At 53.2% G+C, this 14,175-nt stretch carries 14 protein-coding genes; 3 read left to right on the top strand and 11 right to left on the bottom strand.

Annotation, left to right across the window (positions count from 1 at the left end):
* Positions 1-229 precede the first annotated feature (229 nt).
* The 7 genes from IT893_RS03790 to IT893_RS03820 form a co-directional block, all read right to left on the bottom strand.
* Positions 230-1,573, bottom strand: a complete 1,344-nt coding sequence (locus tag IT893_RS03790; RefSeq protein ID WP_167727170.1) for a flagellin — start codon at positions 1,571-1,573, stop codon at positions 230-232.
* Between the two features lie 110 nt (positions 1,574-1,683).
* Positions 1,684-2,154, bottom strand: coding sequence for a flagellar assembly protein FliW (gene fliW / locus IT893_RS03795; protein ID WP_008890411.1), 471 nt, complete (start codon positions 2,152-2,154; stop codon positions 1,684-1,686).
* Positions 2,155-2,253: 99 nt separating this feature from the next.
* Positions 2,254-3,486, bottom strand: a complete 1,233-nt coding sequence (locus IT893_RS03800) for a flagellin (RefSeq protein WP_083997195.1) — start codon at positions 3,484-3,486, stop codon at positions 2,254-2,256.
* 27 nt (positions 3,487-3,513) lie between these two features.
* Entirely contained in the window at positions 3,514-5,925 is a 2,412-nt protein-coding gene (gene flgK / locus IT893_RS03805) for a flagellar hook-associated protein FlgK (protein ID WP_197146873.1), read from the bottom strand.
* Positions 5,926-5,942: 17 nt separating this feature from the next.
* Entirely contained in the window at positions 5,943-6,404 is a 462-nt protein-coding gene (locus IT893_RS03810; RefSeq protein WP_157194018.1) for a hypothetical protein, read from the bottom strand.
* Positions 6,405-6,406: 2 nt separating this feature from the next.
* Positions 6,407-6,754 (bottom strand): rod-binding protein, encoded by a 348-nt coding sequence (locus tag IT893_RS03815; protein ID WP_064782350.1) that lies wholly within the window; start codon positions 6,752-6,754, stop codon positions 6,407-6,409.
* A complete protein-coding gene (locus tag IT893_RS03820) occupies positions 6,754-7,896 on the bottom strand; it encodes a flagellar basal body P-ring protein FlgI (protein ID WP_197146874.1) in 1,143 nt (380 codons plus the stop codon). The genes IT893_RS03815 and IT893_RS03820 overlap by 1 nt, the downstream gene beginning before the upstream one ends.
* Before the next feature lie 368 nt (positions 7,897-8,264).
* On the opposite strand from IT893_RS03820, the gene IT893_RS03825 reads away from it, so the two are divergent.
* Both IT893_RS03825 and dksA read left to right on the top strand, forming a co-directional pair.
* Positions 8,265-8,708, top strand: coding sequence for a flagellar assembly protein FliX (locus IT893_RS03825; RefSeq protein ID WP_008890404.1), 444 nt, complete (start codon positions 8,265-8,267; stop codon positions 8,706-8,708).
* Positions 8,709-8,858: 150 nt separating this feature from the next.
* Positions 8,859-9,275, top strand: coding sequence for an RNA polymerase-binding protein DksA (dksA, locus tag IT893_RS03830; RefSeq protein ID WP_008890403.1), 417 nt, complete (start codon positions 8,859-8,861; stop codon positions 9,273-9,275).
* Between the two features lie 247 nt (positions 9,276-9,522).
* On the opposite strand, the gene flgH is transcribed toward dksA, so the two are convergent.
* The 4 genes from flgH to IT893_RS03850 form a co-directional block, all read right to left on the bottom strand.
* Positions 9,523-10,296 carry a flagellar basal body L-ring protein FlgH gene (flgH, locus tag IT893_RS03835; protein ID WP_197146875.1) on the bottom strand — a complete coding sequence of 258 codons (774 nt, stop codon included), beginning with the start codon at positions 10,294-10,296 and terminating at the stop codon, positions 9,523-9,525.
* Positions 10,297-10,401: 105 nt separating this feature from the next.
* Complete coding sequence (gene flgA / locus IT893_RS03840; RefSeq protein WP_197146876.1) at positions 10,402-11,331, bottom strand: flagellar basal body P-ring formation chaperone FlgA; 930 nt, start codon at positions 11,329-11,331, stop codon at positions 10,402-10,404.
* Between the two features lie 186 nt (positions 11,332-11,517).
* Positions 11,518-12,303 (bottom strand): flagellar basal-body rod protein FlgG, encoded by a 786-nt coding sequence (gene flgG / locus IT893_RS03845; RefSeq protein ID WP_008890400.1) that lies wholly within the window; start codon positions 12,301-12,303, stop codon positions 11,518-11,520.
* 70 nt (positions 12,304-12,373) lie between these two features.
* A complete protein-coding gene (locus IT893_RS03850) occupies positions 12,374-13,132 on the bottom strand; it encodes a flagellar hook-basal body complex protein (protein WP_008890399.1) in 759 nt (252 codons plus the stop codon).
* Positions 13,133-13,616: 484 nt separating this feature from the next.
* On the opposite strand from IT893_RS03850, the gene IT893_RS03855 reads away from it, so the two are divergent.
* Complete coding sequence (locus IT893_RS03855) at positions 13,617-14,153, top strand: flagellar basal body-associated FliL family protein (protein WP_008890398.1); 537 nt, start codon at positions 13,617-13,619, stop codon at positions 14,151-14,153.
* The last annotated feature ends 22 nt before the right edge of the window (positions 14,154-14,175 follow it).

Below are 14,175 nucleotides of genomic sequence, written 5' to 3' on the forward strand. Positions count from 1 at the left end.
TCTGACGGAGGCCCGTCACGAAATTCCGACTACATGCCGGATCGCTTTGTGTTTTTCATGCATTGAAATTACAAAGCTACACTTTAACACATTAAACTTATACGTTTGTATCGCCTGAGTCTATCAGAATATTAACCAAGCATTAGTGAACTGACGTAGTAGGCAAAAAGAAAACGCCGGCAAAATCATTTTGCCGGCGTTTGTGTTGCTTCTATCGAGTTGTGTTACGTTAGCCCTGCAACAGGCGCAGAAGGTTCTGCGGCATCTGGTTGGCCTGTGCGAGCATTGCCACGCCAGACTGCACAAGGATTTGCTTTGACGTAAAGTTGGTCATTTCGGCGGCAACATCAAGATCAAGCAGGGTCGAGCGTGCAGACTCTGTATTTTCCTGAGTTGAGGCCAAGTTCTGTGCCGCGAAATCCAAGCGGTTTTGATAGGTACCGATATTGGCACGGGCACGCTGCAGGTCATCAATTGCGCGACTGACAACCTCCACAGCTTCCTGTGCGCCGGCAGCTGTATCAATCGCATTGGCGCCAAGGTCAGAAATGGAGTCTGCTGTACCAGCTGCTCCACTGCCCAGCGTTTCAGAGTCAACTGCGGTAAACTCAATCGCTAGACGATCATTTGCGGTATTTCCTGCCCCGACTTGGAAGTCAACAGTCTGCTGAAGAGCTTGACCGTTGTCTGCAGCCATGTTGATCACGTTCGCCGAAGAGTCGTTACCGGCAACGCCATTGAAGGTGGTGTCAGAGCCAAAGTTCGACGCACCAGTGTTGTCTGCGGCAATCGACGATACAGATGCCGAGAAGTTGGTGTTCACCGTGAAGCTCAGACCTAGTTCATCGAAGTTCAGGGTCGCATTTTCACCAGCCCCAATTGCGGTGGTGCCGCCCGAAGCATAGTCCGTTACGTCGATTGACTGCGAACGGTTGTCGCCGTCAACAGTGGCGTTCACCGTCATGATGACCTGACCACCGGCGGCGTAATCGATATCAACTTCAAAGTTGTTATCGGTGATGTCGCTATCGGTATCGGTCGCCCAGTAGTTGTTATCGGTGATGGCAAAGTTGTCGAAGCCGTTGACCGGGGTCAGGGCCGCGCCACTTCCACCGGTTGCGAGATCGTCGAAGTTGATCGCGACGTCGCCACCGTCACCCAACAGCTGAATGCCGTTGAAGTTGGTCGATGAAGCAATGCGGTCGATTTCTTCACGCAGCTGAACGAATTCGTCATTCAGGAATCCGCGTTCGGTGTCGGACAGGTTGCCCGAGGATGCCTGAACGGCGAGTGTCTTCATCCGGACCAGGATGTTATCGATGGTTGCCATGCCGCCATCGGCGATCTGGAGCATCGAGTTGGCCTGGTTGACGTTAACCGTTGCGGTCTTGAGGGATTCGGTTGTTGCGTTCAGACGTGCACCGATGGCCATGGAAGCGGCATCGTCACGTGCAGAAACAACACGGGTACCCGAGGAAAGTTTTGCAAGCGAGCGCGTCGCCATCGTGTCCGAAGCAGTCAGGTTTCGATGGGCTACGTTCGCTGCATAGTTGGAAATAATATTAAGAGCCATTTTATTCCTCCTACACGGATAAGATAGAATGGCTCAGGCCATTCAATCTTTCGGCGACATTGCCTTGGGGGACATCAAAGCAATGCGCGTGCCAATATGCTAGGCAAAAATTACAGGTCATGCTGCACAGAGTATTTTTCATTGGGCAAAATATGCTGCCAGGCGACCTGGCGCGCAGTGTCGACAAGAATGGGCGCACGCAGATTGGTCGACATCGTAATGCCCTGACCACTTGGCGCGCTCCGGATGGTGACAACCATCAGAATGGCCATGTCAGCACTTTCGATCGCGAGACTTTTCTGCGCAGTCATCAGGTCTTTGTCTGCGTAAACACCGCTTTCCATATTGTACGGTGCGACGATAAAGGACAGGCTTGCATCCGTCAGGCTTTGATAAAGCTTGAACTGATCAAGTGATGTGTTGGGGATGTTAGCCAGTCCGAAAACATGGTGTTCAGGAAAGCCAAGGAGACCGACCGGCATATAGATGCCTTTGTCCCAACTGAACTCGATGTCGCCGAAGCGTGTTTCCACGACAACGGATTCAGGTGTTTCATTCTCGGCGACGTTTTCGGTTTCCATTCCCGCAATTCTCCGACGGTCGAAAGGTTATGCCGCGCATGCTACCCTTGGTATCATGCGGACAAAACAGTTAAAGACGCAATACGATTTATATCACAATCAACGCAAATAGTTAGCCAAAGATAAATCTGCGGCGCGTGAGATGGAAATAAAGCTGGCCTGAAGGGCCGTCGTATACTGACTGACTTCCGCAAGGGTCAGGGGAACGTCAACAGTTTCGATGTCGGTGATGGCCTGGGCGGCAAAAACTTTGAAATCCTGATGGCGTTCTTCGAACCGTTCGACATTGGCAATATCGAGACCGATTTGCCCCTGAACGTTTGGAAGTTCGTTGATTGCATCGTTGATAAAGCCGAGTGCGACAGTCAGCGCATCCTGGTTTTCAGTGCTTGCGGCAATGCCAAGGCCCTGGATCAATTTCTGGAATGCCGGGTTGTCACCCAGAATGCCATAGGAGACGTCATACTTGTCGTCGACCCGCAGATCCATGATCTGGTGATCGCCCATGTAATAATCGGCATCCGGGCGCGGATTGCCCATTTTCTCCATACCAAGTTTTGAGAGAAAATCACCGCCACCCGTTTCAGTAATAGTGATTGAGCCGTTTCCGACATTTTCAATATTCAAAAGCGTTGTGCCTTCACCGCCCAACCCCCGCAGCGACGCAATGGCGCGGTTGGTTGTGACGTTATTGATGGCATCCAAGATGTCATCGATATCGTCGGTGGCGGCGTTGTAGTTGACCGTGGAGGTCGAGCTGTTGCCATCGACATCTGTGCTGACGATCTGGAGCGTGCCGTTAGTTGTTACGCCAAGTGAGGAAAGAAGTGCGCCGCTTGTCACTGACGTATTAAGTTTGCTGATGTAGTTATCAGGCGCTCCGATTTTCTCGATATCCACTGCCGGTTCTTCGGAACGTCCACCGGCAAAAAGGAAGCGTCCGTCAAGGTTGGTATTGAGCAAGTTGGCAATCTGTTGCAGTGCCTGGTCTGCTTCGTTACGGATATTGACGTCATCAGCCTGTTGAGCAGAGCTTGCCTGGATCAGCAAGCTCTTCATTTCGGTCGCGATGGTCAGCATGCTGTCAACGGCGGTTTCCATACTTTGCAGACGCAATTTACCTTGCGTTGTATTGCGCAGGTACTGTTCCGTGCGGCTATATTCGGTCTCAAGATTGAGCAGGCGTTGTGTGCTGTCGGCGATACCTGCGTAATTGCGCGATTTGTACCCGCTGGACGCCTGATTCTGAAGGTCTGTTACACGCGCAGCATTGCGGAGTGCCAAGTCCGAGAGCAATGTGTGGTTTGTATATGTCGCGACACGAGTTACCATGACAGCCTCATTTCATAATCATGCAGTTTAAACTGCATTGAGCAGTGCATCAAACATTTCCTCAACCGTGGTAATCACTTGGGCAGAGGCGGTGTAGGCACGCTGAAAAATCACCAGATCCGACATCTCTTCATCAAGGTTGACGCCGGCTTCGTTCTGAATGCGGGTGCTAAGGTCAACCACCAGATTGTCCTGAAAATCATAGGAACTTTCGGCAATGCTGGCTTTTGTCGCTGCGGTTGCCACGATCCCTGCTGCATAATCGGTTAGCGATGTGCGTTCGCCCGACAGACCATCGGTCGCGCCGAATTGGATATCGGTGCGTTCAAAGGCATTACTGATCGAGTTTGCGGCACTGTTGTCGCCTTCATGAACGCCGAAAGTGATGCCAAGCCCCAGAACGGTCGTGAGTGCATCTGCGTTGGGCAGGCCATCGTCGCTGAAATAGAACGGATCGCCATCCGCATCTATGACATGGAGTTTATAACCACCCAACTGGCTATCGAATTTGACCTCAGCAGTGATATTGTTGTCCGTCAGCGTCGCACTGTTGTTGATGGCATCAGCGATGTCTTGTAGCGAAGTGTTGGTATCATAATCGATATCAACATCTGTAAAATTGCCACTGACAGTCAGTGTATAGTTGACCGGCGGCGGTACAAGCGGGCCCAAGTTAGGAATGGCCGCGTCCGGATCGATGATTGCGGTCGAGGTATTGTAAGTGTCCGCATTCATCTGTCCGCGCACAATCCGCGAGGGATCATTCTTGATTGCAGCGGCGACATCCATGTTGCCAGACAGGGACGGACGATCTTCGGTGAAGCCGATCTTTGAGGACAACGTACCCGAGTCATCGATCGTCAGGTTGGCATTATATTCAATGACCAGACGGTAACGGTTACCATCTTCGACAATGAACGCAGCTTCTTCGGCCGCAGCGGCGGTGAAGCCTGCACCCTGAAGTGCTGTGCGGATGTTGTCGCGGATATCTTCAAGCGAGTCTGTTGCAGTGTAGTTGACTGTAATACCCGCTCCGGCAAGCGCACCCGTGCCTGCACTGATTGTAAATGAACTTGCCGTCACACCCAGCGCACTGGTCGAACTTTGTTGCGCGGCAGAGGTCATGACATCGGATCTTTTGGTGGTCGTGACAAAGTCGTTCAAACCAAAATAGTGCGACATGCCCTGCTCACGACCATCGCTCAGCGTGATCTCACTGTCTAGTTCGTTAATGGCAACGCGGTTACCATCCTGGCCTTCGATAACCAGCCGATTGTCCACCAGTGATGCCGTCAGATACGATCCAGCATCCGAGGCATTGATCGCATCAACGATGCCCTGAACCGTTGCCGGTGTTGTTGGCAGGGCAATGTCAGCCCAGCTGTCAGTGGCAACAAGGTCACCATTTTGATCGAGTGCGGCAACGCGAAATGCACCGGTCGCTGTTAACGGATCGCTGCCATCAACCGTGCGTGTGCCCGAAAGGTTTGCTGGCGGCGGGAACGAAGTGCCTTTGTTATGTTCTTCATTGATGGCATCGCGCAGTTGAGTAGCCAGTTCGTTGATCTGGTCATTCAACGCCGGAATTTCGGAATCGCGCATCTCGAACAGACCCTTCAGGGTCCCTGTGCGCAGCGTATCCGTAATGTCTTCTCCATCAAGTGAAACACCCGAGCCACCCGTACCCGGTTCGAAACCGGCAGTCTGTGTAAAGGAGAGCTTGTTAGGGGTGCGATCAAGAAGAGTGTTTGCACCAGCCGCGGAATACACGACGATCGAACCATCACTACGGCTGAAGGTCGTGATATCGATGATCTTTGATAGCTGATTAAGCTTCTGATCGCGTTGATCTTCAAGCTCTGTCGTTGGCTGATCAAGGTTGTTCAGGCGAATGATGCCGGTATTGAGCTCAGAAATCTGCGTCAGCAATGTGTTGGCACTATTCACCTCATCGGTGATCTGGTCGTCGATGTCATCGCGCAGATCCTGAAGCTGGCTTGAGAGCCGCTCAAACGATTCCATGACCTGAATTGCGCTTTCGATGGCTTCGACACGCGGGGAATTCTGGTCCGGGGTGACGCCAAGCTGTTCAAACGCGTCGGCCAGATCGTTGATGCGCTGGCTGATCGCAGCATCAGACTGGGTGGTGCCAAACAGGGTCTGAACACGCATGAAAAACTCATAACGTGCTTCTTCGCGACCGGCTTTACCCAGTTCGCCGCGCATTTCACGTACCAGGCCCTCGTTGACGTTACGATAAATGTCAGCAACCTGGGAGCCGGCACCGACACCGTCAAGCGACAGGGTCTCCTGACCGGCGATCTTTCTGGAATAGCCCTCGGTGTTCACGTTCGAAATGTTCGAAGACGTGATCGCAATGCGGGCTTGTGCCGTGTTAAGGCCAGAGATCGCAGTATTGAGTGCCTGAGTAAGTGACATGATCTTTGCCTTTACCCTTAGAGCGTTTCGTTGACGCTATAGGCGCCACCGGACTTATTGATCGTGCGACCATAACCGCCGAGCGACGCCTTGCTGGTGGTGGCAGAGCGGGTATAGGTCGTGCATTCTTCTTTGGATTTGTCATTGACCGCGCGGACGATAGCCTGAACCACGCGTTCGTTGGTCGCCTTGGCCGCCTGTAGCGTGTTCATATTGCGCCGCGCAGCTTGCTGGAACTCGGCCTGAAGCTCGCGCAGCTCTTCACGTTCCTCTTCGGACATGGCGCGGAGTTCGTCACCACGGCTGCGCAGTTTCACGACCAATTGCTCGTACTGCATTGCCAAGGCAGATTTTTCCGACAGGAATTGCTCATATTCGGCAGATGTCAGGCTACGCAGTTCACTGGATTCACGTTCCAGCAGGGACATAAGGTCATAGGTGACGCTTTTAAGTTCGGTAACCAGCTCTTGGGTGGTCATTTTCATCCCTCCTGGACTTTGAGGATTTCGCGTGTAACGGCATCTGCAATTCCGATGCCACCTGCGCGGGACATTTCTTTGGCGTATTCATCAACAAGCATTGAACGCATCATCGTCTCGCCATGCCCGCCGCCAAACATTTCGTTGGTTTCAATGCCGGCAAACATGTGGCTGAGCATCTGGCCAAGGAACATCGATTCAAATTCCTCGCCAGCCTTGCGTGCCTGTGCTTCGGTCTTGATGTGCCCATCGGTGAGTGTATCCATGCGGGCCGCGATATTGTTTTGCTTGCCGTATTGTGCGCTGGCCTGTGCCTGCGCCATCAGAGCGGCAGTGCTGTCGGTCATCATCACATCACCTCGATTTCAGCCTGAAGCGCGCCAGACGTCTTGATGGCCTGAAGGATGGTGATCATGTCGCGCGGACCAACGCCAAGGCTGTTGAGGCCATTGACCAGTTCCTGAAGGCTGACACCGCCGTTCATGATGCCCAACTGATTGTCTTCGCCCTCATCGACCTCGATATTGGTGCGGTCTACAACCTCGGTTGTGCCGGCCTGCGAAAAGGGCGAGGGTTGGGAAACCTGCGGCGTTTCGGTGACACGGATTGTCAGGTTGCCCTGCGCAATCGCGACACGGTTGATCCGGACATTTTCGCCCATCACGATGGTGCCGGTGTTTTCGTCAATCACCACACGCGCGATCTGATCGGGTTCAACGCGAAGCTGTTCGATATCGGTCAGAAGGGCGACAATATTCTGATTGTAGCGTTCCGGAATGTTCAGACGCACAGTGCCCGGGTCGCTGGCGCGTGCAGCAACTTCACCCAGATAGGCATTAATTGCTTCGGAGACACGGCGTGCTGTGGTGAAGTCCGGGTTGCGCAGGACAACTGACATGTCCTGCATGGAATTCAGGTTAAAGTCGATTTCGCGTTCAACGATGCCGCCATTTGCAATACGTGCCGAGGTCGGAACGCCTTTGACGATAGTTTCAGCGTTGCCACCAGCGGAAAAACCGCCAACCGCGAGATTGCCCTGGGCAACGGCATAAACTTCGCCATCAGCACCGACCATCGGGGTCACAAGTAACGTGCCGCCCTGGAGGCTTTCGGCAGTGCCAATCGCGCTGATATTGACATCAATGCGCGACCCTTGACGCGAAAACGGCGGCAGGGTTGCGGTGGCCATCACGGCCGCGATGTTATCAGATTCAAGGTCTTCGATCTGATCGCGGACGTTGATGCCAAGGCGTTCAAGCATCGCAACCATGCTTTGACGGGTAAATTCTGCATCGCCCAGATCATCGCCGGTACCATTCAAGCCAACCACAAGGCCATAACCCACCAGCATGTTGTCACGCACGCCTTCGAAGTCGGCGATATCCTTGATGCGTGATTGTGCATGTGCAGGGGTAAGCTGCGTCACGGCAAGCATTCCCAGCGTAAGCATTGCGAGTGCATTGCGTGCTATTTTGCCAAGACCTGTGATCATACTCTTAATTCCGGTTTTACATGGGATGCAGCGCATCCGGCAAATGAGGCGATTGATCGGGTAAACCGCGTTTGCAAAGCTATTTGCGAAAACCATGCCAACTGAGGCTTTCTGCCGATGGCGACCTTGGTAACGCCAAAATCCCCTGAAAACGACGCGTTTAAGGTGATTTTGCCTCGGGGTCATCGCGGCGGATGAGCCAACCCGGCATTTTTTTCCCGTTGCGCGTCTGGCGCGATTGAGGGAGACTCATTTCTGCAAGTTTGGTGTTTGCTCATTCTCTGGCCGCTTGGGCTGGATGAATGCATCCGACCATGCACTGCATATGTTCATTGAACAGATCGACAACAACTGAGCGGACACGGATCATGAAGGTTAGCGGTTCCAAGGCTGCTGGTGCGGGGGCAACCTCGCGCAAGAAATCGTCCGGCACATCTGGCGGAAGCGGTTTTGCTGACGCCATGCGTTCGCTCGACTCTTCCGGGGATGCTGGCGGTGCCGCTGGTGTTCGAAGTGCGGGGGCTGTAAGCGCCCTTGATGCCTTGCTTGCGCTCCAGCAAAGCGGGGATGCACTGGATTCGCCCAAAAAGGCCGCAATGTTGCGCGCAAAAAGCATGCTCGAGCAGCTTGAAGCTGTGCGAGACGGCTTGCTAAGTGGCCAATTATCCCCCGCACGTCTGCAGCAACTGGTCGGTTTGCTCGACCAGCAGCGCGAAATGATTGATGATCCCGAACTCTCTTCTGTTCTCGACGAGATCGATCTTCGCGCCCGGGTTGAGTTGGCGAAACTTGAAGTTTCCGGCCTGATCTGATTGTTTAATCAAAGGTATTTTCCATAGAAATATCGCAGAATTCTGCGCCTTTGAGGGGTGATTGGCATTTATTTGTTCAATCGGCTTGCACCGTTGGCGCGTGGCCTCTATATTCCCGCGCGATCGATGAGTCCTGTATAGAGGGCATACATGACTATCACTTTACCACCTGACTATCGTCCTGCTGAGGACGAAGAGTTCATGAACCCGCGTCAGCGGGAATATTTCCGCCAGAAACTTTTGACCTGGCGGGCAGAACTTCTGCATGAATCTTCAGAAACATTAGCGAACCTGCAAGATGGCGGGCTTCAGGAACCGGATCTTACCGACCGCGCGTCGGCGGAGACTGACCGGGCACTTGAACTTCGTACTCGTGACAGGGCGCGCAAGCTTATTTCAAAAATTGATGCTGCATTGCGTCGAATTGAAGACGGATCTTATGGTTACTGCGAAGAAACCGACGAGCCGATCAGCTTGAAAAGACTTGAAGCTCGTCCGATTGCGACCCTGAGCATCGAAGCCCAGGAACGCCACGAACGGATGGAGCGCACACGTCGCGACGATTGATCGCGCCGGGTGGAAAAAATACTTGGGATTTGGCTTGGCCGATCCCCGTCATGCAACGACATGACATGGTGGGAGATTACTGGTTAGGGATAACCAAAGTCACAAAAGCCCGGCCTTCTGGCCGGGCTTTTCGTTTTTGTGTCGCTCTGATGCGAAAAAGGCCACCCGAAGGTGACCTTTGAACGCTTCGCCATGTGATCAACCGGAACCCGGAAAAACGGGATTGAGCCACAAGACTTTTCAAATGTTAGAACGGCAGAATGATGTCGAGAACTTCACTGCCATAGCGTGGCTGCTGAACATCGGAAATCGTCCCGCGACCACCATATGAGATACGGGCTTCGGCAATCTTGTCGTAATTGACTTCGTTTGCGGAGCTGATGTCAGCGGCGCGAATAACACCGGCAATCTGAACTTCGCGAATTTCACTGTTCACACGAATTTCCTGACGGCCATGAATGACATAGTTGCCGTTTGGCAGAACCTGAATAACAATGGCTGCAACACGCAAATCAATGGCTTCGTTACGATCAAGAGTTCCGGCACCCCGGTTTGACGTGTTGCTGTCGAAATCAAGCATTGAGGTCGGATCGATGGTTTCGGGCAGAACTTTGGTCATTTCTGCCTCAAGCCCGAACAGGTTCGGAACCGCGAGATCCTCGGAATTGGTGCGCGAACGAACTGTCGTGTTGGCAAGGGCCGCGCGGTCTTCCATTTCAACAACCACGGTCAGGATGTCGCCAACCTGGTTTGCGCGTTGATCCTTGAAGAAGGACCGTGCGCCGGCACGCCATAGTGAGTTCGGGTTACGTTCAGCAACCTGCGGGGCCGGCATCGGCAAACTTACCGGGCGATAGGCCTCTGACTGTGTCGGGTTATCAATGGACGACAGTTTCGGCGGTTCGCCAACTTCGGAAAGCCGTTTCATCGCGTTGCAGCCTGACAGCAATGCTGTGGCCCCGATGAGCGAACTGACAACCGCAATGCGCCGCCATGATATCTGGGTGATTTTAGTAGGCATGAATTCCTCCTGGGTTCCTGCATTTCTTAACGCAAGTACCGTGCCAGTTCTCGGCTGGTATAAGAGGAAAAGCTTGCCGGGTTGTGTGGCGTTTTGGGGCGCGGATTACTGCGACAGAGCGGGCAGTGCGCGGACTTCGTTCTCGGCCACAACTTCGACCTGAATGGTCTTGTTGCTCGATTGGTTGACCACGCGAATGACATCACCAAGTGATCCGTCTTCCATTGCCTTGCCGCGTGCGGTCAGGGACATGTTGGCAGTGACCAGACGAATGATCACAAGCGATCCGCGACGGACCAGAATGGGGTTGCTCAGATCCCGAAACATCAAGGGTTCATTGGGATTGCTGGGCCGCATGACTTCCTTGCCAATAACATCATTGATGTCGCGAATGGCCCCGTTTGGAACTCGTTCGGACCGGAAATCACGGTATTCAACCTGATCGGCACGGATGACGGAACCGCGAGATACTGGCTCGACCAGGACGGGAACGCTTGTTAGCGGGTAATATTTGCCACTGATCCGATATGTCCGCTGTTGGGCAGTCTGGGCGCCGGTTGTCACGCTGGCAACAAAGCGCTGAGTGCGTGAATTGACCTCGATGGCACTGACATCAACACTGTTGCGGGCGTCAACGGGCAGATGAATTTGGAAATTGTCACTCGAAAGATCGACCGTGAAGGGACGCTGAATACCATAGTCAACTAGGGAAATTTCGACCGCTTCACGGATTTCATCCATGGTAATCACTTGGCTGGCGCGCGTGATCAGGACCTGATCGGCTGTTGTGCGCGGACGCCATTCGACATTATGTCGCTGGGCAATCCCGTATAGCCAGCGATAATCAAGAACGGTTTGTTTGCCCGGCTGTGGTGCATGGGCGACGGCAATATCTTGCTGTTGGGGATCAAGCCCGGAAAACAGATCACCCAAGGTCACATACTGACCTTCGACCAGGGCATCAGGTTTGAGAAAGACAGAAGAACTGCTCGGCTGATTGTTGCGAAGGCTGTTGCCTTGCGATGATTGCGCCAAAGCGCTCTCTGTCAAAGGGGGCAGAGACGCAATTGCGGACAACAGTGCGAGCGCGAGGATTATGTTCTTTATCTTCATCCGCCTACTGTACCACGGAACGGTATAAATCGCGTAAATACAGTTTGCGCAAGTTCGCAGATCATGTGACCGCGACTTGCGCAAACGAAATGCCTTCAGAACCGGAAATTATCGCAGGTTGCTGACGGCGCTCATCATCTCGTCCGTGGTCGAGATCGATTTGGAGTTCATTTCATAAGCGCGCTGCGCCTTGATCAGGTTGGTGATTTCCTGAACCACGTTGACGTTCGAGGATTCAAGATATCCCTGCTGAACCGTGCCATAGCCAACATCCCCCGGGGCGCCGACATTGGCCTGACCGGATGCTTCGGTTTCAAGGAACAGGTTGTCGCCAAGGGCGTTAAGACCCGGCGGGTTGATAAATGTCGCAAGCTGAAGCTGACCAAGGTTCTGCGGGGCAACCTGGCCATCGATCTCGGCAAAAACTTCACCGTTGGAGTTGATGGTTACCGAGCGCGCATTGGCCGGAACCGTGATGCCCGGCTGAACCGCAAAGCCATCCTTGGTCACAAGCGCGCCGTTGGCATCAAGTTTAAGCGTACCATCACGGCTATAAGCGGTTTCCCCGCTGGGCAGGTCGATCTGAAGATACCCGCGGCCCTGAATGGCAATATCAAGCTCGTTCTCGGTCATGGTCAGCGAACCCTGACCCATGTAGCGGCCGATTGCTGCGGTCTTCACACCAAGACCAACCTGAACACCGGTTGGCACGATGGTGCCGGTATCGGAGGACGGCGAACCTGCACGGCGCAAATCCTGATACAGCAAATCCTGGAATTCAGCACGCTGGCGCTTGTAGCCGGTGGTGGTCATGTTGGCGATGTTGTGCGAGGTCACATCCACGTTGGTGGACTGAGCCTGCATGCCCAAAGCGCCGATATCAAGTGACCGCATCTGTCTTCTCCTTCGATTGCGCAGATTTTGCGCTATAATTCGATGTTATCTATCGGGTGCCACTGCCGGTTCAGGCGCGGACATCCCCGAGTTTGTTGATCATGTTGCGCATACGCTCGTTCTCGCTTTCAAGAGAACGGCTGACCGATTGATACGTGCGAAGAACGTCAATCATCTGCGTCATGGCGCTGATTGGATTGACGTTGGATTTTTCCAGCGCGCCCTGAACAATGCCGGGATTTTCGACAAGTTCGACGGCGTCTGCGTTATTTTCATCTTCCGGCGCACGATAAAGGGTGTTCCCGGTGACGATCATTTCCTGCACGTTATCGACAGTAACGACCTGAAGTTTGCCGATCTGGCCGATATCGGTCGAGATGGACCCGTCGCCCTTGATTTCGATCTGGCCGTCTGCCTCGTTAAAGAACAGTGGCTGACCGGCATCACTCAGCACGGGAAAACCGTCATTGGTGATCAGCTGGCCGCCCGGATCGAGGGAAAAGTTGCCCGAACGGGTATATTGGACACCGGTTGGCGTTTCGACGGCAAAGAACATGTCCGGCTGGCTAAGCGCCACATCAAGCGGACGATCTGTATGTTCAATGTTGCCGACAGTGGTATTTCTGTATTGCGAGATATCCTGAACCAGTGAGATTTCGCGTTCGCCACGGAACGGCGCGTCCTTGTTCTTTGCGATCCAGTCAGTGAACATCATGCGCTGCTCTTTGTAACCGGTCGTGTTCATGTTTGCCATGTTCTGCGACAGGTTGTTCATCATGCTGCGCAGCGTCTTCTGACGGGACAGTGCAATGTATGAAACGTTTTCCATGGTCGAATTTCCCTTTCAGGACTGTAACTTGACCATCAGGAATGCGATCTGCGTGCCAGTTTTATTAAATAATTGATTTAAAATAATAAATTTTAAGTTCGGCATTTGTTGCCGGTCGTTTTTTGCGGTGGTTTGACTGAAAGTGCCGTTGCCGACTGCCGTTATGGGCAAAGGATTGCCGGGTGACCGGGGAGGTCGGCAAAACATGTCCGGTTTGCAGGGTGGTAAAGGACCATCTCACAATTGCGCCACAAGCCGGATACTCCGATCCGGCAATTTATTCCGGGATAGCCACGACAGGCTATTGCTTTGCGTGCCCGGGCTAAGCATATGGCGCTGAGATGGTGATATTTTCCGCTGTGACAAATCACCAATAGACCGAAACGCAACATATTTTTAACGTGATAGCGTTATGGCTTTTAATCCGGCACAGTGTTTGCTGGATCAGGAAGATAGAACTTCAAACGCAGGAATTCGCGAAGCGATGGGTGACGACGTCGACGAAATCGAAATGGACGAGGGTGGCGGTGGCCGAAGCAAGAAGATGCTGGTCGTGGTCATTCTGCTTGTGCTGCTTTTGCTGGGCGGTGCGGCGGCGGCGTATTTCACCGGCATGCTTCAGCCGGTGATAGACATGCTGACCGGCGGCGGAGGCGAGCAAACCGAGGAAGTCATCACAGAAGATTCGATTGAAAATGACCCAGGGGTTCCGGAAAATGTCGGCTTTGTCGACTTGCCGGAAATTCTGGTCAATCTGAATACGGGTGGTGGAAAGCAGAGCTACCTTAAAATCCGTGTCAGTCTGGAAGTCGCCGATCAGGGCATGCTGCCGCAGGTCGAACAGATGATGCCGCGCATTGTTGACAACTTTCAGGTCTATCTTCGCGAACTGCGTCCAGAGGATCTTTCCGGCTCCGAAGGGATGTTCAGATTGCGCGAAGAACTTTTGATCCGGGTGAGTGCCGCGGCCAAGCCTGCGAAAATAAACGACGTTTTGTTCAAGGAAATGCTGGTACAATAATCTTGTAGCAGCCCGAGTGCCA

It is taken from the genome of Thalassospira sp. A40-3 (genome assembly GCF_015871485.1).
Lineage (GTDB): Bacteria > Pseudomonadota > Alphaproteobacteria > Rhodospirillales > Thalassospiraceae > Thalassospira > Thalassospira tepidiphila.

Bases quoted from the DNA above. Each gene is read 5' to 3' on its own strand.
- IT893_RS03820 (WP_197146874.1), bottom strand. From the start codon at position 7,896: ATGATCACAGGTCTTGGCAAAATAGCACGCAATGCACTCGCAATGCTT.
- IT893_RS03790 (WP_167727170.1), bottom strand. From the start codon at position 1,573: ATGGCTCTTAATATTATTTCCAACTATGCAGCGAACGTAGCCCATCGA.
- IT893_RS03810 (WP_157194018.1), bottom strand. From the start codon at position 6,404: ATGACCACCCAAGAGCTGGTTACCGAACTTAAAAGCGTCACCTATGAC.
- IT893_RS03825 (WP_008890404.1), top strand. From the start codon at position 8,265: ATGAAGGTTAGCGGTTCCAAGGCTGCTGGTGCGGGGGCAACCTCGCGC.
- fliW (WP_008890411.1), bottom strand. From the start codon at position 2,154: ATGGAAACCGAAAACGTCGCCGAGAATGAAACACCTGAATCCGTTGTC.
- flgH (WP_197146875.1), bottom strand. From the start codon at position 10,296: ATGCCTACTAAAATCACCCAGATATCATGGCGGCGCATTGCGGTTGTC.
- IT893_RS03855 (WP_008890398.1), top strand. From the start codon at position 13,617: ATGGGTGACGACGTCGACGAAATCGAAATGGACGAGGGTGGCGGTGGC.
- dksA (WP_008890403.1), top strand. From the start codon at position 8,859: ATGACTATCACTTTACCACCTGACTATCGTCCTGCTGAGGACGAAGAG.
- IT893_RS03850 (WP_008890399.1), bottom strand. From the start codon at position 13,132: ATGGAAAACGTTTCATACATTGCACTGTCCCGTCAGAAGACGCTGCGC.
- IT893_RS03815 (WP_064782350.1), bottom strand. From the start codon at position 6,754: ATGATGACCGACAGCACTGCCGCTCTGATGGCGCAGGCACAGGCCAGC.
- flgK (WP_197146873.1), bottom strand. From the start codon at position 5,925: ATGTCACTTACTCAGGCACTCAATACTGCGATCTCTGGCCTTAACACG.
- flgG (WP_008890400.1), bottom strand. From the start codon at position 12,303: ATGCGGTCACTTGATATCGGCGCTTTGGGCATGCAGGCTCAGTCCACC.
- IT893_RS03800 (WP_083997195.1), bottom strand. From the start codon at position 3,486: ATGGTAACTCGTGTCGCGACATATACAAACCACACATTGCTCTCGGAC.